Origin of the sequence: Leclercia sp. GLN_9 (assembly GCF_043105735.1) — a bacterium.
GTDB lineage: Bacteria > Pseudomonadota > Gammaproteobacteria > Enterobacterales > Enterobacteriaceae > Enterobacter > Enterobacter adecarboxylatus.
The window spans coordinates 84,493-101,240 of sequence record NZ_JBICLV010000046.1 but is presented as its reverse complement, the minus strand read 5'-3'; the positions used below and the strand labels follow the sequence as shown (position 1 = coordinate 101,240).

The 16,748-nt window shown below is 54.8% G+C and carries 18 protein-coding genes, 1 tRNA gene and 1 rRNA gene; 8 read left to right on the top strand and 12 right to left on the bottom strand.

Translation table 11 applies throughout. From position 1 onward, the window contains the following. The first annotated feature begins 44 nt into the window (after positions 1 to 44). The 3 genes from rrf to ACF8PE_RS23235 all read left to right on the top strand — a co-directional run bounded on the left by rrf (position 45) and on the right by ACF8PE_RS23235 (position 1,811). Positions 45 to 160: ribosomal RNA gene (gene rrf, locus ACF8PE_RS23245) — 5S ribosomal RNA — on the top strand. 420 nt (positions 161 to 580) lie between these two features. Further along, complete coding sequence (locus ACF8PE_RS23240) at positions 581 to 922, top strand: DUF1971 domain-containing protein (RefSeq protein ID WP_032614074.1); 342 nt, start codon at positions 581 to 583, stop codon at positions 920 to 922. A 247-nt stretch (positions 923 to 1,169) separates the two neighbouring features. Beyond that, entirely contained in the window at positions 1,170 to 1,811 is a 642-nt protein-coding gene (locus ACF8PE_RS23235) for a deoxynucleoside kinase (RefSeq protein WP_059307221.1), read from the top strand. 383 nt (positions 1,812 to 2,194) lie between these two features. On the opposite strand, the gene ACF8PE_RS23230 is transcribed toward ACF8PE_RS23235, so the two are convergent. Then, positions 2,195 to 2,270, bottom strand: a tRNA-Phe gene (locus tag ACF8PE_RS23230). 95 nt (positions 2,271 to 2,365) lie between these two features. Beyond that, complete coding sequence (locus ACF8PE_RS23225) at positions 2,366 to 3,076, bottom strand: DUF554 domain-containing protein (protein ID WP_392495326.1); 711 nt, start codon at positions 3,074 to 3,076, stop codon at positions 2,366 to 2,368. Between the two features lie 398 nt (positions 3,077 to 3,474). On the opposite strand from ACF8PE_RS23225, the gene ACF8PE_RS23220 reads away from it, so the two are divergent. Continuing rightward, entirely contained in the window at positions 3,475 to 5,610 is a 2,136-nt protein-coding gene (locus tag ACF8PE_RS23220; protein ID WP_032613980.1) for an ornithine decarboxylase, read from the top strand. A 53-nt stretch (positions 5,611 to 5,663) separates the two neighbouring features. On the opposite strand, the gene ACF8PE_RS23215 is transcribed toward ACF8PE_RS23220, so the two are convergent. The 4 genes from ACF8PE_RS23215 to mutY form a co-directional block, all read right to left on the bottom strand. Next, positions 5,664 to 6,920, bottom strand: coding sequence for a nucleoside permease (locus tag ACF8PE_RS23215; RefSeq protein ID WP_032613978.1), 1,257 nt, complete (start codon positions 6,918 to 6,920; stop codon positions 5,664 to 5,666). A 237-nt stretch (positions 6,921 to 7,157) separates the two neighbouring features. Then, a complete protein-coding gene (gene mltC / locus ACF8PE_RS23210) occupies positions 7,158 to 8,237 on the bottom strand; it encodes a membrane-bound lytic murein transglycosylase MltC (protein WP_032613975.1) in 1,080 nt (359 codons plus the stop codon). A gap of 121 nt (positions 8,238 to 8,358) precedes the next feature. After that, complete coding sequence (locus tag ACF8PE_RS23205; protein ID WP_032613973.1) at positions 8,359 to 8,631, bottom strand: oxidative damage protection protein; 273 nt, start codon at positions 8,629 to 8,631, stop codon at positions 8,359 to 8,361. A gap of 25 nt (positions 8,632 to 8,656) precedes the next feature. Next, entirely contained in the window at positions 8,657 to 9,709 is a 1,053-nt protein-coding gene (mutY, locus tag ACF8PE_RS23200) for an A/G-specific adenine glycosylase (RefSeq protein ID WP_148569571.1), read from the bottom strand. A gap of 144 nt (positions 9,710 to 9,853) precedes the next feature. On the opposite strand from mutY, the gene trmB reads away from it, so the two are divergent. From trmB to ACF8PE_RS23185, 3 genes are read left to right on the top strand one after another with little or no spacing between them, the layout of a single operon-like run. Next, positions 9,854 to 10,573, top strand: a complete 720-nt coding sequence (trmB, locus tag ACF8PE_RS23195) for a tRNA (guanosine(46)-N7)-methyltransferase TrmB (protein WP_032613969.1) — start codon at positions 9,854 to 9,856, stop codon at positions 10,571 to 10,573. After that, entirely contained in the window at positions 10,573 to 10,899 is a 327-nt protein-coding gene (locus tag ACF8PE_RS23190; protein ID WP_059307224.1) for a YggL family protein, read from the top strand. Before trmB ends, ACF8PE_RS23190 begins: the two co-directional genes overlap by 1 nt. Before the next feature lie 52 nt (positions 10,900 to 10,951). Next, complete coding sequence (locus ACF8PE_RS23185; protein ID WP_103792620.1) at positions 10,952 to 11,671, top strand: DUF2884 domain-containing protein; 720 nt, start codon at positions 10,952 to 10,954, stop codon at positions 11,669 to 11,671. A gap of 293 nt (positions 11,672 to 11,964) precedes the next feature. Here ACF8PE_RS23185 and ACF8PE_RS23180 read toward each other — a convergent pair whose 3' ends face one another. From ACF8PE_RS23180 to ACF8PE_RS23155, 6 genes are read right to left on the bottom strand one after another with little or no spacing between them, the layout of a single operon-like run. Beyond that, the gene (locus ACF8PE_RS23180; RefSeq protein WP_392495325.1) at positions 11,965 to 12,327 is read right to left on the bottom strand and encodes a DUF559 domain-containing protein; all 363 of its coding nucleotides are present in this window, start codon (positions 12,325 to 12,327) and stop codon (positions 11,965 to 11,967) included. A gap of 60 nt (positions 12,328 to 12,387) precedes the next feature. Then, positions 12,388 to 13,530, bottom strand: coding sequence for a radical SAM family heme chaperone HemW (hemW, locus tag ACF8PE_RS23175; RefSeq protein ID WP_155167282.1), 1,143 nt, complete (start codon positions 13,528 to 13,530; stop codon positions 12,388 to 12,390). Then, a complete protein-coding gene (locus tag ACF8PE_RS23170; protein WP_059307228.1) occupies positions 13,523 to 14,116 on the bottom strand; it encodes an XTP/dITP diphosphatase in 594 nt (197 codons plus the stop codon). Before ACF8PE_RS23170 ends, hemW begins: the two co-directional genes overlap by 8 nt. Before the next feature lie 3 nt (positions 14,117 to 14,119). Continuing rightward, positions 14,120 to 14,416 carry a DUF167 family protein YggU gene (gene yggU, locus ACF8PE_RS23165; protein ID WP_032613939.1) on the bottom strand — a complete coding sequence of 99 codons (297 nt, stop codon included), beginning with the start codon at positions 14,414 to 14,416 and terminating at the stop codon, positions 14,120 to 14,122. After that, positions 14,413 to 14,979 carry a YggT family protein gene (locus tag ACF8PE_RS23160; protein WP_032613937.1) on the bottom strand — a complete coding sequence of 189 codons (567 nt, stop codon included), beginning with the start codon at positions 14,977 to 14,979 and terminating at the stop codon, positions 14,413 to 14,415. Before ACF8PE_RS23160 ends, yggU begins: the two co-directional genes overlap by 4 nt. Positions 14,980 to 15,000: 21 nt before the next feature. Further along, on the bottom strand, positions 15,001 to 15,702 hold the full coding sequence (locus ACF8PE_RS23155) for a YggS family pyridoxal phosphate-dependent enzyme (protein ID WP_032613935.1): 702 nt from the start codon (positions 15,700 to 15,702) through the stop codon (positions 15,001 to 15,003). Between the two features lie 17 nt (positions 15,703 to 15,719). Here ACF8PE_RS23155 and ACF8PE_RS23150 point away from each other — a divergent pair, with 17 nt between their 5' ends. Beyond that, positions 15,720 to 16,697: a type IV pilus twitching motility protein PilT gene (locus tag ACF8PE_RS23150; protein ID WP_155167280.1), complete on the top strand. Its 978-nt coding sequence runs from the start codon at positions 15,720 to 15,722 to the stop codon at positions 16,695 to 16,697. The last annotated feature ends 51 nt before the right edge of the window (positions 16,698 to 16,748 follow it).

Below are 16,748 nucleotides of genomic sequence, written 5' to 3'. Positions count from 1 at the left end.
GGATTAACCGGGTGGCCCGCGAGGCGGCCCGGAAACAGAATTTGCCTGGCGGCTGTAGCGCGGTGGTCCCACCTGACCCCATGCCGAACTCAGAAGTGAAACGCCGTAGCGCCGATGGTAGTGTGGGGTCTCCCCATGCGAGAGTAGGGAACTGCCAGGCATCAAATCGGAAACCCCGTACCGCAAGGTACGGGGTTTTTTGTCGTCTGCACGAAACCCTCAGGCCCTGAAACCCTCAGGCCCTGAAACCCTGAAACCCTGAAACCCTGAAACCCTGAAACCCTGAAACCCTGCAACCCTGCAACCCTGAAACCCTGAAACCCTGAAACCCTGCAACCCTCAAACCCTCAAACCCTCAAACCCTGAAACCCTGAAACCCTGCAACCCTCAAACCCTCAAACCCTCAAACCCTCAAACCCTGAAGCCATAAAACCCAAAAACCGACCGGATGGCGGGCAATTAAGGCTTTTCTTTCGGCATATCTCCTGCTTTCAATGTAAATGAGATTTATTATCAGTAATCCTTTACAGCTGGAATTCAAAGTTGTATTTTATATGCATGTTTTAAGTCGGAGGTATTTATGAGCCATCACAGAATCCCTAAAAACTGGACCATCAAACGTTCAACTCCCTTTTTTACGAAAGACAATGTTCCAGCAGCGCTTCTGAGCCACCACAACACCGCAGCCGGTATCTTTGGCCAGCTCTGCGTGATGGAAGGGACAGTGACTTACTACGGCTTCGCCAATGAAGAGGCGACAGAGCCAGAAGTGAAAGTGGTGATTAACGCGGGAACCTTTGCGACCAGCCCACCGCAGTACTGGCACCGTATTGAGATGACCGATGATGCACAATTTAATATCAATTTCTGGGCCGAACCGGCGTTTTCCGGTGATGAAGTTTACAGCGCGAAAAAGGCATAATCTCAATGCTCCCTTATCATTAATAAGGGAGCTCCTTCATACAGTGTGAAAGCATTATGATCCATTTCCTCAGACACTCTTCAACGCGGGTAGACTACGGCGAGCAGGAATCCTGCGGGGAGCTACTTCTGCTTCACGTGGCTGAATATCAGGAGTATCTTTCCTGCAAAGCGCCTTTGTGACCGGATCTTCATCAGGATCAACAGGCTGATACGGGATCAAATGATCCCTCCGCCGGAAGATCGCTATGAAGATCGTCGCTATTGAGGCCAATATCGCTGCAGGAAAAAGCACTCTGCTGGAGCCTCTGGCGGCAGCGTTATCAGATAAAACAGGCGCATACTGGAATGTGCTAAAGGAACCCGTAGATGAAGATCCGGTGTTCCTTGAGTTACTGCAGGTCTTCGTTGAGAACCCGCACGACGCAGACGCCAGGGTGGCTTTTCAGCTCTATATAACCGATTCCCGACAGCGCCTGTTAAACAATCTCCCGGAAGGCAACTACGTTATTGAGCGCTCTCTGTACAGCGATATCGTGTTCTGCCATGTGAATTTTCTAACGACTGAACAGCCATCGGCCCGTTATATGTCCTATTTCTACCAGGTTAAGGAACACCTTAAGAGCTACCCACATATCGATCTGGTGGTCTATATCGATCGTGATGCAGAGTCCTGTTATAACGACTGTATGGCGCGAGGGCGGTCTGGAGAGGATAAGTATACGCTGGACTACTTTGAGGACGTTAAAGCCTTCCACGACGCCTGTCTGCCGCAAATTACCCGCCAGTATGGCTCAAAGCTGCTGACGCATCATGTCCAGTCGGGTTTTGCATGCCCAAAAAAGCTGGCAGATGCGGTGACTGCAAAGCTGGAAGAGAGAGTGCCGTAGTAGTACTGTTTCTCCAAAAGCAAAAAACCACCTTTCGGGCGGACTCTTTAAATAGTGGTGCCCGGACCCGGACTAACGCCGAAGGCGTTGAACAGCGCGCTTGTCGCGCTGGCCCCGAAGGGGTGAGCCACTGGCGGCGAATAATCGAACGTAGTTCGATGAAGAGTTCGGAACCCCAGAAAGCAAAAAACCAGCCCTAAGGCTGGTTTTTCTAAATAGTAGTGCCCGGACCCGGACTAACGCCGAAGGCGTTGAACAGCGCGCTTGTCGCGCTGGCTCCGAAAGGGTAAGCCGCTGGCGGCGAATAATCGAACGTAGTTCGATGGAGAGTTCTGAACCCCAGAAAGCAAAAAACCAGCCCTAAGGCTGGTTTTTCTAAATAGTGGTGCCCGGACTCGGAATCGAACCAAGGACACGGGGATTTTCAATCCCCTGCTCTACCGACTGAGCTATCCGGGCAACGGGGCGAATTAAACCCGATCCGCCTCGTGCCGTCAACGGAATTTGTTGAATTCGCTACCGACCGCACACTCTCTCACCAGTTTGCTGCTATCTCAGGCAAAAAACGCGGTCCACAGGGCAGAAAGAGGCATGGCGATCATCAGCGCTGGCAGCATATTTACCACGGCAAACATCTTAATACCGCATATCCGCAGCCCTGTTGCCAGCAGCAGCAAACCGCCGACAGCGGTGAAGTCTGCCATCATCGCTGGCGTGGTCAGCGGTAAGATTAGCGTGGCGCAGGTTGCGAGGGCGAGCTGAATAAGCAGCATCGGCACGCAAATCGCGGCAACGGCGATACCCAGCGTGGTCGCAAAAATCGTCGCAGTGAAGAAATCCAGGAAGGCTTTGGCGATAAGGATGCTGGGGTCGCCGGTCATCCCCTCCTGCATCGAACCAAAGATCCCCGTGCCGCTGGCGCAAAAAAGAATGATAATGGCAACATAATTCTGGATATAGAAGTCATGAGCGCCGCCCTTATGCTGACCGCGCGAGAGCAGGTTTTTCGCTCTGCTGACGGCGCCGTTAATTCCCTTCTCCAGATAGCAGAACTCGCCAATCAGTGCCCCGAGCAGCGTTGCCAGCACCATCACTGGCAGGTTGGCGCACTTGATGACCAGCAAAATACCAATTCCCAATGAGGCTAGGCCAAAGATAGAGGGCATTGAAGAGCGAATAAGCTCCGGTAATCGCTGGCTGAGCACGGCGCCAAGTACGCCGCCCAGCAGCACGGCTCCCGCATTAATAAACGGTCCAATAACCACTGTGAACTCCTGTTATTTACTCATTGATCTTGCATTATTATTACTCTTTTCAGTGAGTAATCGCCAAGTGTTATCCCGTTTTTTGCATAATGATTCTTTCTTGCGCCCCCTGGCGAAAGGTGACATTATTGCGCGAATTTTCTCCTCTCAGATACGGGGCCGCCGATGAACAGACTCTCTTTTGCTGCGCGAATGGCTGGCCGTATCGACACATCTTATTCTACGCTCACCATGCGGTGAGGGTAATGCAGGCTCACTGCAGGACAACAGTAAAACCAGACGCGTTCTGTTTTTACTGATGTCTGGCTGTCGGAGCTGAACTCCGGTCAGACACATTCGTTGGACAGGGGGACTCCCTGTCCGGGGCTTTTTCTCGCCTTGCACGGGTATTTGCGCTTATGAAATCAATGAAAATTGCCGTCAGCCGTGAGCTGGCGTCCGCGTTGTCCACGCACCGGGAAGTCGTGACGCTGGATAACACCGATTTTACGGATGTGGCGGCAGTCGTCATTACCGTCGCTGACAGTCACAGCGGCATCCTCGCGTTACTGAAACGCACCGGCTTTAACCTGCCTGTATTTATGTTCTCCCCTCAGCCTGTTGAGATCCCTGCGGGCGTCGATGGCGTGATCGACGGCAAAGCGCAGGAGTGGTTAGAGCTGGAAGCCGCAGCCTGTCGCTACGAAGAGAACCTGCTGCCGCCGTTTTTCGACACTCTCAGCCAGTATGTGGCCATGGATAACAGCACCTTTGCCTGTCCTGGGCACCAGCACGGAGCGTTCTTTAAGAAACACCCGGCCGGGCGTCAGTTTTACGATTTCTTTGGTGAAAATGTTTTTCGTGCCGATATGTGCAACGCCGACGTGAAGTTGGGCGATCTGCTGATCCATGAAGGTTCCGCCAAACACGCGCAGAAGTTTGCCGCAAAGGTGTTTAACGCCGACAAGACCTATTTCGTGCTCAACGGGACTTCGGCCGCCAATAAGGTGGTGACCAACGCGCTACTCACCCGTGGCGATCTGGTGCTGTTTGACCGCAACAACCATAAATCTAACCATCACGGTGCGCTGATTCAGGCCGGGGCCACGCCCGTTTATCTCGAAGCGGCACGCAACCCGTTTGGCTTCATTGGCGGTATTGATGACCGTTGCTTTGACGAGACGTACCTGCGGGAGCTGATCCGTGAAGTTGCACCGGAAAAAGCCCGTGACGCGCGTCCGTTCCGTCTGGCAGTGATCCAGCTCGGCACCTATGACGGCACTATCTATAATGCCCGTCAGGTAATCGATAAAATCGGCCAACTGTGCGACTACATCCTGTTTGACTCCGCATGGGTAGGTTACGAGCAGTTTATCCCGATGATGGCCGACAGCTCGCCGCTGTTGCTGGAACTCAACGAGAACGATCCGGGGATCTTTGTCACCCAGTCGGTGCATAAACAGCAGGCCGGTTTCTCCCAGACCTCGCAGATCCACAAAAAGGATAACCATATCCGCGGCCAGGCGCGTTTCTGCCCGCATAAGCGGCTCAACAATGCCTTTATGCTGCATGCCTCGACCAGCCCGTTCTATCCGCTGTTTGCGGCCCTCGACGTGAATGCCAAGATCCATGAAGGGGAGAGCGGGCGTCGACTATGGGCTGAGTGCGTTGCGCTGGGTATCGAAGCGCGCAAGGCGATCATTGCTAACTGCAAAATGATTAAACCTTTTATCCCGCCGGTGGTGGCCGGGCGTCCGTGGCAGGATCATCCTACCCACGCCATTGCCAGCGAGCTGCGTTTCTTCAGCTTTGAGCCGGGTGCGAAATGGCACGGTTTTGAGGGCTATGCCGAGGAACAATACTTTGTCGACCCATGCAAGCTGCTGCTGACCACCCCGGGCATCGATGCTGAAAGCGGGGAGTACACTGACTTTGGCATCCCGGCGACCATTCTGGCGCACTACCTGCGCGAGAAAGGCATTGTGCCGGAGAAGTGCGATCTCAACTCCATTCTCTTCCTGCTCACCCCGGCAGAGAGCGCAGAGAAGATGGCGCAACTGGTGGCGATGCTGGGTCAGTTTGAACAGCACATCGAGGACGACACCCCGCTGGCGGATGTTCTGCCAACCATCTGGAAGAAATACCCGGTGCGCTATCGCGATTACACCCTGCGTCAGCTCTGCCAGGAGATGCACGATCTGTACGTCAGCTTTGACGTGAAGGATCTGCAGAAAGCGATGTTCCGCAAAGAGAGCCTGCCCACCGTGGCAATGAACCCGCAGGATGCTAACCAGGCCTTCATTCGCGGTAATGTCGAGCTGGTGCGCATCAGCGAAGCCGAAGGGCGCATTGCGGCAGAAGGGGCGTTGCCATACCCGCCGGGCGTGCTGTGTGTCGTACCGGGCGAACTGTGGGGCGGGGCGGTGCAGCGTTACTTCCTGGCGCTGGAAGAGGGCGTTAATTTGCTGCCTGGTTTTTCACCGGAATTGCAGGGCGTTTACAGCGAGAAAGATGCGGACGGGATTAAACGGTTGTACGGCTATGTACTGAAGTAAATGTATTGAAGTAAAAAAATTCCCCCCTCAGCAGGAGGGGGGAACGTAACAGATTAATGCGCGATGCTCTGCGCACCTGTTGGAGTACGAACATGTTTGTACTTGAACAACACCATGAAGGCGAAGGCCAGTACCAGTGAGTAGCCTGCAAAGATCAGCCACACCGGCTGCCAGTCAGTAATACCGTTAGTGGTATACATCTCTACAACCTTACCGCTCACCACGCCGCCGAGAATACAGCCGAAGCCGTTGGTCATCATCAGGAACATACCCTGGGCGCTGGCGCGGATTTCCGGGCGAACCTCTTTTTCCACAAACACGGAACCAGAGATGTTGAAGAAGTCGAAGGCGCAGCCATAGACAATCATCGACAGCACCAGCAGCACAGTACCGAAGGCTGACGGGTCGCCGTAGGCAAACAGACCGAAGCGCAGCATCCACGCGAAGATACTGATCATCATTACGTTCTTAATACCGTAGCGGCTCAGGAAGAACGGGATGGTCAGGATGAACAGCGTTTCGGAGATCTGCGAAATCGACATCATTACCGACGCATGCTCGACGATAAAGCTCCCGGAGAACAGCGGGTCGTTATCGAAGCTGTGCAGGAAGGTATTGCCGAACATGTTGGTGATCTGCAGTTCCGCACCCAGCAGCATGGAGAAGATAAAGAAGATCGCCATACGTTTGTTTTTAAACAGCGCGAAAGCATCCAGGCCGAGCATCGCGCTCCAGCTCTGGTTTTTCTGCTGGTTAGAAACCGGAATATGCGGCAGGGTCAGGGTGAACAGCGCCAGCAGGAGAGACAGCGCAGCACCGATATAGAGCTGCATGTGGCTCAGTTCAAAGCCTGCGAAGCTCACTGCCCACATCGCCATAATGAAGCCAATGGTGCCCCAGATACGGATCGGTGGGAAGTCGGTCACGATATCCATACCGGCGTCTTTCAGACGGTAGTAGGAGATGGTGTTAATCAGGCCCAACGTTGGCATATAGGCCAGCGAGTTAAGCAGGATCACCATAAACATCGCCCCTGGCGTAGTGACCTCGGCCGCCATAAATAGTGTACCCGCCCCTACCAGATGGCAAAGCGCGTACACCCACTTGGCGCTTATCCACTTATCCGCCACGATCCCGAGCAGAGTCGGCATCAGGACGGCGGCGATACCCAAAGAACTGTAAACGGCACCGATAGAGGCGCCATCGAACTTGAGCGTGACAAACATGTAGGAGCCGAGCGTGGTTAGCCAGCTCCCCCACAGACAGAACTGCAGAAACGACAAGATTTTAAGCTGCAGCTTAAGGTTCATGTTACTTTCCTCACAAGAGAGCGGGCTGTATGTTGGTGTAGAAACATTTAGGTTTTGTATTTGATGCAATTCTATCAGCGAGTGACGTGATGTTTTGTTACCTCCCGCAAAAAAATGCAATCCACATTAATTTGCAGTTTGGATTGTGATGCAAATAACACTTTCCTATGGATGAGGCAGCGACAGGGGAAGTGAATCTTTACCCTCTCCGGGGAGGAGAGGGTAAAAGAGAGAATGTTACTTTCTACGATAGCCCTTTTGCGCCGTATTGACCTTGTAAAGGTAGCGCCGGGACTCTGCGGAAGGGTGACGGCTGGTCAGGGTCTGGTAAACATCCCCTGGCGTCATGCTGTTGATGATGTTTGCCGCCTGGATTTTGTCGCTGGAGAAGACCCGCAGCACGCTGCCCGCGCCACCGTTATAGGCGGTGATCACCGCATAGCGACGCGAGGTCGGGTTATCGATGCCGCTCAGATAGACGTTATTCAGCATGGCCAGATAGGCGGTGCCGGTATCAATGTTGCTGGCAGGATCAAACAGATAACTGCGGCTTGGTGTGCCCGATCTTCCCTGCGAACGGAACACATCTTTCCCGGCGCTGTGCTGAACAACCTGCATCAGGCCCAGGGCGTCGGACCGGCTCACCGCGTACGGGTTAAACGAGGATTCAGTCTGCATAATCGCCAGGATCAACGATTCGTCCACCCCATATTTACGCGAGGCCTGACGTACCATCCCGACGTATTTATGCGCACGTTTATCAAGGTGGTTGGGTACCAGATTAATGGTCACGCTGTAGATAACGCGCAGACCATTGCTGCGGCTCTTCAGACGCGTTTGCAGCAGGTAGTTGGCAAAGTTATTGGCACGACCTTCCCAGCGAATCGATTGACCGGTTTGGTCCACCACCTGGCCATAGAGGAACGGCTCTTTTGAAATGGTGATGTCGTCAGCGTCGGAGTAGAGGTCGATAGAGCCAGGATCGTCACCCATCAGCAAGGTTTTCACGATCGCTTCGCGTAAACGCGCCGCAGGATCGGTCCCGGCGATGGTTTCGACGGTGATGGTACCCTCGTCAAAGTTGATGTGGCTGCGGGTCTGGTAAGCGTCGGTGTACTTAACATAGTCCTTTGGTCCGGCGATCAGAACCTCGTTAAATCCCCATATATTTTCGATGTTGTGGGCAAACTGCCCCATCAGAATGTCAAAACCGTTGGTGTCCTTGACCCAGGCTTCGTTATAGCTATCGCCTTTATTACTGGAGGAACACGAAACAAGTAACGGTGCAACAAGAGCAAGCGCTAAAAATTTTTTCATCATTCCGGGAGTGCGTGTTGTGTTTGCTTTGGCGCGAGTGGCAGGTGGCGTTACGCTTACCCGGCCTGGTTACCGTAGGCCTATGCAAGCGTAGCGCCGCCGGGCATCAGCCCGCAGGGAATTATTTTTCCGGTGGTGTATAGCCTTCGATGTGAACGTCTTTGCCTTCAAACAGGAAATTCACCATCTCCTGCTCCAGCTGCTTGCGGTGTTCAACGTTCATCATGTTGAGCTTGCGCTCGTTAATCAGCATGGTTTGCTTTTGCTGCCACTGCGCCCATGCCTCTTTTGAGATCTCGTTATAGATGCGCTTACCCAGGTCCCCCGGATAAAGCTGGAAGTCCTGGCCTTCTGCGTCGCGTTGCAGGAAGGTACAAAAAATTGTTCTGGCCATACTGATTCCTCTTTGTCGCCCGGAGCTAAACCGTTGCTCCGACACGTAATTGCTGTAAAAGGCGCTCTACAGGAGCTGCCAGCCCCACTGATGGCGGTTGCGCTAAGTTATACCAGAGAGCGGTGCCTTCATCCATGCACGAGGTGAATGAGGACACGGGAAGCCACATCGGAACAATATCCAGATGGAAGTGGCTGAAGGTATGACGAAACGCCGTGAGCTGCTGAAGAGTATCGGCAGGGATGCCGCGTTGCGCCAGCCAGTCGCGAAGGCTCTCTTCATTCTCGAACTGCGGGAAGCAGAATAAACCGCCCCACAAACCGCTTGGTGGACGCTGAGCGAGGTACACCGTCTCTTCGTGCTGCATCAGCAGAAAATAGCCTGTGCGCTCAGGCAGCGTCTGCTTCGGTTTTTTACCGGGATACTGCGCCCAGCTGTGGTTGGCATAAGCCACACACAGATTATTCAGCGGGCAGAGTTCACATTTGGGCTTCGAGCGGGTGCAGACCATCGCTCCCAGATCCATCATTGCCTGGTTAAAGCGTTCGACGCCGTGAGCGGGGGTCACTGCCTCACTGATTTCCCACAGACGCTTCTCCACCTCTTTTTTGCCCGGCCAGCCGCCAACGGCATAGCAGCGCGCCAGCACGCGTTTCACATTGCCGTCGAGAATAGGAAAGTGTTTACCCAGCGAGAGGGAGAGGATCGCCCCCGCGGTAGATCGCCCGACACCCGGCAGGGCGGCCACCTCCTCGAACGTTTCAGGGAAGATGCCACCGTGCAGCGACACCACCTGCTGGGCGGCTTTATGCAGATTGCGGGCGCGGGCGTAGTAGCCTAGCCCAGTCCACAGATGCAGTACCTCATCAAGCGGGGCGTTAGCCAGATCGGTTACCGTTGGAAAACGCGCCATAAAGCGCTCAAAGTAGGGGATAACAGTCGCGACCTGCGTTTGTTGCAACATCACCTCAGAGAGCCATACTTTGTAGGGTGTTTTTTCAATTTGCCAGGGCAGGGTTTTACGCCCGTATTTGTCGTACCAGTCCAGCACCTGGGCTGAAAATTGAGAGGCTTGCATGGTCTTCGCTTCGCGATATCAGGGACGCAGATTGCAGCACAGAGGCCTGCGGCTGTAAACCGGATCTTTCCCATGCTTGCATCCCATCATTAACTTTGGATAATGCCCGTTTCCCGAACATTCTCACAAGCAGACTACTCTTTTATGAAAAACGACGTCATATCACCGGAATTTGATGAAAACGGCCGCCCGCTGCGCCGTATTCGCAGCTTTGTCCGCCGTCAGGGGCGCCTGACAAAGGGGCAGCAACACGCGCTGGATAACTACTGGCCGGTGATGGGCGTGGAGTTCACCGAACAGCCGCTCGACTTTGTGGAACTGTTTGGCCGCGACGCGCCGATTACGCTGGAGATCGGTTTCGGCATGGGCGCCTCGCTGGTGACAATGGCAAAAGCGCGCCCGGAGCAGAATTTCCTCGGTATTGAGGTTCACTCGCCGGGCGTGGGTGCTTGCCTGGCAACGGCTCATGAAGAGGGTGTCGAGAACCTGCGGGTGATGTGTCATGACGCGGTGGAAGTGCTGCACAAGATGATCCCTGACAATTCTCTGAACATGGTTCAGCTCTTTTTCCCTGACCCATGGCACAAAGCACGCCATAATAAACGCCGTATTGTTCAGGCACCCTTTGCTGAGCTGGTAAAGAGCAAACTGAAGCTGGGTGGTGTTTTCCACATGGCGACCGACTGGGAACAGTATGCGGAGCATATGCTGGAAGTGATGTCGTCACTCGACGGGTATAAAAACCAGTCGGCGAGCAATGATTATGTGCCGCGTCCTGACTCACGTCCGGTAACGAAATTTGAACAGCGTGGCCATCGTCTTGGTCACGGCGTATGGGACTTAATGTTCGAGAGGGTGAAATAATGGCAAAGAACCGTAGCCGTCGTCTGCGTAAGAAAATGCACATCGAAGAATTCCAGGAAATTGGTTTTTCGGTTGCATGGCGTTTCCCGGAAGGCACCAGTGTAGAAAAAATTGATGAAGAGGTAGATGCCTTCATCAATGAAGTTATCGAGCCGAACAAGCTGGCGTTTGACGGCAGTGGCTACCTGGCGTGGGAAGGTTTGATCTGCAAACAAGAGATCGGCCAGTGCACCGAAGAGCATCAGGCCATCGTGCGTAAGTGGCTGGAAGACCGTAAATTCGAAGAGGTACGCATCAGCGAACTTTTCGATATTTGGTGGGACTAATAGAACATAAGGGGCCAGCAATTGCTGGCCCGTTTTGTATAAGGGAGAAGATATGATGCGCAAAACGCTGCTCGCTGCGGCTTTAATGACGACGGCTCTGACCGCTCACGCCGACTACAAATGCGAAGTCACGCCGCGTGATGACGTGATCCTGAGCCCGCAAACCGTGCAGGTAAAAGGGGAGAACGGCAATCTGGTGATCACCCCGGATGGCAATGTCATGTTCAACGGCAAGCAGTACACGCTGAGCGCAGCCCAACGTGAACAGGCAAAAGATTACCAGGCCGATCTGCGTAGCGCGCTGCCGTGGATCGATGAAGGTGCTCTGACACGCGTAGAAAAAGGCCGTGTCGCGCTGGATAAGATCATCGCTAAAGAGGTGGGGGAGAGCAGTAATATGCGCTCGCGCCTGACCAAACTGGATGCCCAGTTAAAAGAGCAGATGAACCGTATTATTGAACATCGTACCGATGGCCTGACGTTCCACTATCAGGCGATCGATCAGGTGCGTGCCGATGGCCAACAGCTGGTTAATCAGGCGATGGGCGGCATTTTGCAGGACAGCATCAACGAGATGGGTGCCAAAGCGGTGCTGAAAGGCGGTGGCAACCCGCTGCAGGGCGTACTGGGTAGCCTGGGCGGCCTGCAAACTTCAATTCAGAACGAGTGGAAAAACCAGGAAGCGGATTTCAAGGCTTTTGGCAAAGACGTGTGCAAACGCGTAGTGTCGCTGGAAGAGAGCCGCAAGGGGCTGGTGGGGTCGCTGAAGTAGTGTAGTGCGGTCTGGACCCCTCACCCTAACCCTCTCCCCAAAGGGGAGAGGGAACCGATCGCTGCCCGAGGTGAGTCCGGGAATGGTTTGGCCTCCTTTCTTCGCAGGGGAGAGGGAACAATTTGCTGCCAGAGGTGAGTCCGGGAAGGGTTTGCCTGCTTTCCCCACAAGGGAGAGGGAACAGTTTGCTGCCAGAGGCGAGTCTGGGAAGAGTTTGCCTGCTTTCCCCACAGAGGCGGGGGAACAGTTTGCTGCCAGAGGTGAGCCCGGGTATGGTTTGCTCTCTCTCCCTTTCAGGAGGAGGGTCGGGGTGAGGGTAAAAGCGTTTGCAGCTTCTCTAAAATTTCATCCAACACCCCTTCCTCGTTATGCCACATTTCGTTGTTCCAGAACCGAATTACCTGCCAGCCTTTTTGATTCAGCCAGGCGGTTCTTTGCCGGTCATATTCTTCTCTTTCATCGTGTTGTCCTCCATCCAGCTCAATAGCCAGGCGGGCTTCGCAACAAACGAAATCCAGAATGTAATTCCCAACAGGATGCTGGCGACGAAATTTATAGTGCGCGAATCGACGACTACGTAACCGATACCAGAGTCGTCTCTCTTCTGTGGTCAGCTCATGGCGGAGCTGTTTTGCATAAGAGCGAATCATGTCCATCCCGTTCTGCCAGCTTTTCCCTCAGCCAGCAGAACGGGATGCAACATCCTGAATCAGGCTTCAGGATTCTTCGGCGAGGAACAGTTCAAGAAGGGAGTTTAAGAACAATTTGCCATGCTCGGTGATCTGCCAGAACTCATCGCATTCGGTCAAATAACCTTGTGCCAGCGCTTCGTCAATCTGAGGACGAATCACCGACTCCGCTAAACCGGTATAGCGTGAAAACTCTGCGCGTGGCGCGGCTTCCAGCAGGCGGAAGCGGTTCATAAAGAACTCAAACGGTTTATCTTCGGCCTCAACGTCATGGCTGCGCTCCAGATAACGTCCTTCCATATAGCCACGCGGATGGCGCGTCTTGGCGGTTCGCAGAATACGTCCGTCCGGGAAGGTCACTTTACCGTGTGCCCCGCAGCCAATCCCCAGATAATCGCCAAAACGCCAGTAGTTCAGGTTGTGCTGACACTGGTAGCCTGGCTTCGCATAGGCCGAGGTTTCGTACTGCTGATACCCGGCGGCAGTCAGTAGCTGGTGGCCCTGCTCGAAAATATCCCACAGCGCGTCGTCATCCGGCAGCACTGGCGGGCGCGAACCAAACAGCGTGTTCGGCTCAATGGTCAGCTGATACCAGGAGAGGTGCGGCGGGTTCAGCTCAATGGCCTGGCGCAGATCGTCCAGCGCTTCGTCCAGAGACTGATCCGGCAGACCGTGCATCAGGTCGAGGTTAAAGCTGCGCAGGCCCAGCCCGGTCGCCAGATGTGCGGCGCGCTTTGCTTCACTCGGGCCATGAATGCGTCCCAGACGCTTTAGCTTCGGCTCGCTGAAGCTCTGTACCCCAATGGAGATACGGTTTACCCCGGCGCGCTGATACTCGACAAAACGGTCGGCCTCAACCGTACCCGGATTGGCCTCCATGGTAATTTCTGCATCCGCTGCCAGATTAAGGCGCGCACGCACGCCATCCAGCAGCGTCTGCATCGCCGGGCCTGAGAGCAGGCTCGGCGTACCGCCACCGATAAAAATGGTCTTAACTTCACGTCCCTGTGCGTAAGCGACGTCGGCGTCCAGATCGGCAAGCAGATGCTGAACGTAATCGTCATGAGGCACTTCGCCTTTCAGCGCATGCGAATTGAAATCGCAGTACGGGCATTTCTGCACGCACCACGGGATGTGAATATAAAGACTCAGAGGTGGCAAATTAGCCATTACGTAACGCTTCCAGTAACAGTTTCAGTGCGCGCCCACGATGGGAAATCGCGCTTTTTTCTTCGCGGGTCAGTTCCGCAGCGGTTTTGCCCTCGGTCGGGACAAAGAAAATCGGATCGTAGCCAAAGCCGCCGTTGCCTGCCGCCTCGCGGGCAATGACACCCGGCCAGCTGCCGTGGCAGACAATTGGCGTAGGATCTTCGGCATGGCGCATATAGACCAGCACGCAGTGGAACTGCGCTTTGCGCTGATCATCGGGTACGTCCTTGAGCGCTTCAAGCAGCTTTTCAAGATTCTGCTGGTCGCTGGCATCGATGCCAGAATAGCGGGCTGAGTAGATCCCCGGCGCACCGCCAAGCACGTCCACCGCCAGACCGGAGTCATCGGCGATGGCCGGCAAACCGGTAACCTGTGCCGCATGGCGCGCTTTCAGAATGGCATTTTCAATAAAGGTCAGGCCGGTCTCTTCAGCAGAGTCCACGCCAAGCTCGGTCTGGGCGACCACATCCAGACCGAAATCATTTAACAGCGAGGCCAGCTCGCGCACTTTACCGGCATTACCGGTAGCGAGAACAACTTTTTGCATGCGTTAGTCCTGTTGTATCAGTGCCGCGACTTCCGTCGGGATTTGTTGCGGATTGAGAATTTTGACCTGCTTGTGACGACCCAGTTCACCCTTCTCGAGCAGTACCTGGCTTTTCGCGACGCGAAACTGCTTTGCCAGATACTTCACCAGATGGGCGTTCGCCTGGCCATCCACAGGAGGGGCGGTGATGGCGACTTTTACTTCGTCGCCATGCAGCCCGATAATGGTGTCACGGCTGGCTTTCGGCTGAATATATAGCCGTAAAACCAGCCCGTCGGCGCAGGTGCTGACAGCACTCATAACGCCATCCACAGCCCCGGCAGCAGAATGTTGCCCGTGGACTGCAGCAGTTCAGCGATGCCCATGTTGATCACGTACAGCAGCAGCACGAGGATCATCGGGGAGAAATCGATTCCGCCCATGGCAGGCAGCAGATTACGGATCGGGCGCAGCAGCGGGTCGGCAAGCTGAATAAGTGAATATTCCACCGGGCTACGGCCCTGGCTCACCCAGCTCATAATTGCCATCAGCAACAGTACCCAGAAAATCAGCAGGCCGATCGTTTTTATCAGGATCAACACCGCCGCGATCCAGATGATCGGCTGGAAGGTAATGACCATAAACAGCACTATCGCTTTCACCACGCACAGGATCAGCGCAACCAGCAGGGAGGCGCTGTCAATCGGCCCCATCGGCGGGATCACCCGACGCAGCGGCCCGATGATGGGCTGGGTGACTTTAACGACAAACTGTGAGAAGGGGTTGTAAAAATCACAACGGGCCCACTGCATCCAGACGCGTAACAAAAGCACCATCGTATACAGTTCAATGACCGTTGAGAGCAGGAAGGTCAACGTCTTCATGGCGTTCCTCAGGTTTCCTTATTATTGGGTGTAATCGCGCGCACCGAAAATTGCTGTGCCGATGCGCACCATGGTGCTGCCAGCCGCAATCGCGGCAGCCATATCGTCCGTCATGCCCAGTGAAAGCGTGTCGACCGTTGGGAAGCGTGTTTTAAGCGCCTCAAATGCTACAGCCATTTGCCGGGCGACGGCAAACTGCCTGTCATAATCTGACTCCGGGGCCGGGATCGCCATTAACCCACGAAGCTTAAGGCCCGGTAGCGCCGCCACCTCATCCGCCAGCTGATCCAGCGCTTCAAGCGCAATGCCGGACTTGCTGTTTTCGTCGCTAATGTTGATTTGAATCAGCACGTTAAGCGGCGGCATCTCGGCCGGACGCTGCTCGCTCAGACGACTGGCGATGCGCAGACGATCGACGGTATGACACCAGTCGAAATGCTCCGCTACCAGTCGGCTTTTGTTCGACTGTAATGGCCCGATGAAATGCCATTGCAGATCCGCGGTGCCTTTCTCCCGGAAGTGGCGGATTTTTTCCACCCCCTCCTGCACGTAGTTTTCACCGAACATGCGCTGGCCTGCATCAATCGCTTCTGCGATGGCGCTCGCAGGCTTGGTTTTACTGACTGCAAGCAACGTAACTTCTTCTGAAGCACGGCCGCAACGTGTTGCCGCGGCTGAGATTTTATCCCTGACCTGTGCCAGGTTATGCGCAATGTCGTTCATTTTCCGAGGATCATTAAATGGATATGGAAGAAATTGTGGCTCTTAGTGTAAAGCATAACGTGTCGGATCTACACCTGTGCAGTAACGCACCACCTCGCTGGCGACGACAAGGAAAGATGGAATTGGCGCCTTTTCCGGGGCCGGATGTGGTGGTGCTGCTGAAAAGCTGGCTCAGCGATGAACAACAGGGGGCATGGTGTGCTCAGGGGCAGGTCGATTTTGCCGTCACTCTGGAGAGCCACCGGCTGCGGGCCAGCGCCTTCGCCCATACGCAAGGGTGTTCGCTGGCGCTCCGGCTGCTGCCAGAACAGTGCCCGCAATTGCATAGTCTGGGTACGCCGCGGGCGATCCCCGAGCTGCTGACCAGGGATAACGGCCTGATTCTGGTGACCGGGGCCACCGGCAGCGGCAAGTCCACCACGCTTGCGGCAATGGTCGACTTTCTCAATCACCACAGTGACGGACATATCCTGACCCTGGAAGATCCGGTGGAGTTTATCCATCAGAGCAAACGTTGCCTGGTGCAGCAGCGGGAGATTGGCCTGCACTGCAACGCCTTTGCCGATGCGCTGCGGGCGGCATTGCGGGAAGATCCCGATGTGATCCTGTTAGGCGAACTGCGCGATAGCGAAACGATCCGCCTTGCGCTTACCGCCGCAGAGACCGGGCATCTGGTGCTGGCGACCCTGCATACTCGTGGCGCAGCCCAGGCGATAGAGCGGCTGGTGGATGCCTTCCCGGCGGAGGAAAAAGAGCCGGTACGCAAGCAACTGGCCGGCAGTTTGCAGGCGGTGCTGGCGCAAAAACTCGAAAGGGACAACAAGCAAGGGCGCGTCGCGCTGTTTGAGTTACTCATTAACACCCCAGCTGCGGCGAATTTGATTCGTGAAGGCAAAACCTATCAACTGCCTGGCGTGATCCAGACCGGGCTGCAGGCAGGGATGCAGAACTTCGAGCAGAGCCGTGCTGAACGCAAGGCGCAGGGGCGGCTTTAAAGCACGGGCAATTTACGGCAAAGAATGATTTTCACGGCCTTGTATCCTTCT

Excerpts from the sequence above, each read along its gene's own strand:
- ACF8PE_RS23155 (WP_032613935.1), bottom strand. The coding sequence starts at position 15,702 with ATGAACGACATTGCGCATAACCTGGCACAGGTCAGGGATAAAATCTCA.
- ACF8PE_RS23150 (WP_155167280.1), top strand. The coding sequence starts at position 15,720 with ATGGATATGGAAGAAATTGTGGCTCTTAGTGTAAAGCATAACGTGTCG.
- trmB (WP_032613969.1), top strand. The coding sequence starts at position 9,854 with ATGAAAAACGACGTCATATCACCGGAATTTGATGAAAACGGCCGCCCG.
- ACF8PE_RS23180 (WP_392495325.1), bottom strand. The coding sequence starts at position 12,327 with ATGGACATGATTCGCTCTTATGCAAAACAGCTCCGCCATGAGCTGACC.
- mltC (WP_032613975.1), bottom strand. The coding sequence starts at position 8,237 with ATGAAAAAATTTTTAGCGCTTGCTCTTGTTGCACCGTTACTTGTTTCG.
- ACF8PE_RS23160 (WP_032613937.1), bottom strand. The coding sequence starts at position 14,979 with ATGAAGACGTTGACCTTCCTGCTCTCAACGGTCATTGAACTGTATACG.
- ACF8PE_RS23240 (WP_032614074.1), top strand. The coding sequence starts at position 581 with ATGAGCCATCACAGAATCCCTAAAAACTGGACCATCAAACGTTCAACT.
- ACF8PE_RS23215 (WP_032613978.1), bottom strand. The coding sequence starts at position 6,920 with ATGAACCTTAAGCTGCAGCTTAAAATCTTGTCGTTTCTGCAGTTCTGT.
- ACF8PE_RS23220 (WP_032613980.1), top strand. The coding sequence starts at position 3,475 with ATGAAATCAATGAAAATTGCCGTCAGCCGTGAGCTGGCGTCCGCGTTG.
- ACF8PE_RS23170 (WP_059307228.1), bottom strand. The coding sequence starts at position 14,116 with ATGCAAAAAGTTGTTCTCGCTACCGGTAATGCCGGTAAAGTGCGCGAG.
- ACF8PE_RS23190 (WP_059307224.1), top strand. The coding sequence starts at position 10,573 with ATGGCAAAGAACCGTAGCCGTCGTCTGCGTAAGAAAATGCACATCGAA.
- ACF8PE_RS23185 (WP_103792620.1), top strand. The coding sequence starts at position 10,952 with ATGATGCGCAAAACGCTGCTCGCTGCGGCTTTAATGACGACGGCTCTG.
- ACF8PE_RS23235 (WP_059307221.1), top strand. The coding sequence starts at position 1,170 with ATGAAGATCGTCGCTATTGAGGCCAATATCGCTGCAGGAAAAAGCACT.
- mutY (WP_148569571.1), bottom strand. The coding sequence starts at position 9,709 with ATGCAAGCCTCTCAATTTTCAGCCCAGGTGCTGGACTGGTACGACAAA.
- ACF8PE_RS23205 (WP_032613973.1), bottom strand. The coding sequence starts at position 8,631 with ATGGCCAGAACAATTTTTTGTACCTTCCTGCAACGCGACGCAGAAGGC.
- yggU (WP_032613939.1), bottom strand. The coding sequence starts at position 14,416 with ATGAGTGCTGTCAGCACCTGCGCCGACGGGCTGGTTTTACGGCTATAT.
- hemW (WP_155167282.1), bottom strand. The coding sequence starts at position 13,530 with ATGGCTAATTTGCCACCTCTGAGTCTTTATATTCACATCCCGTGGTGC.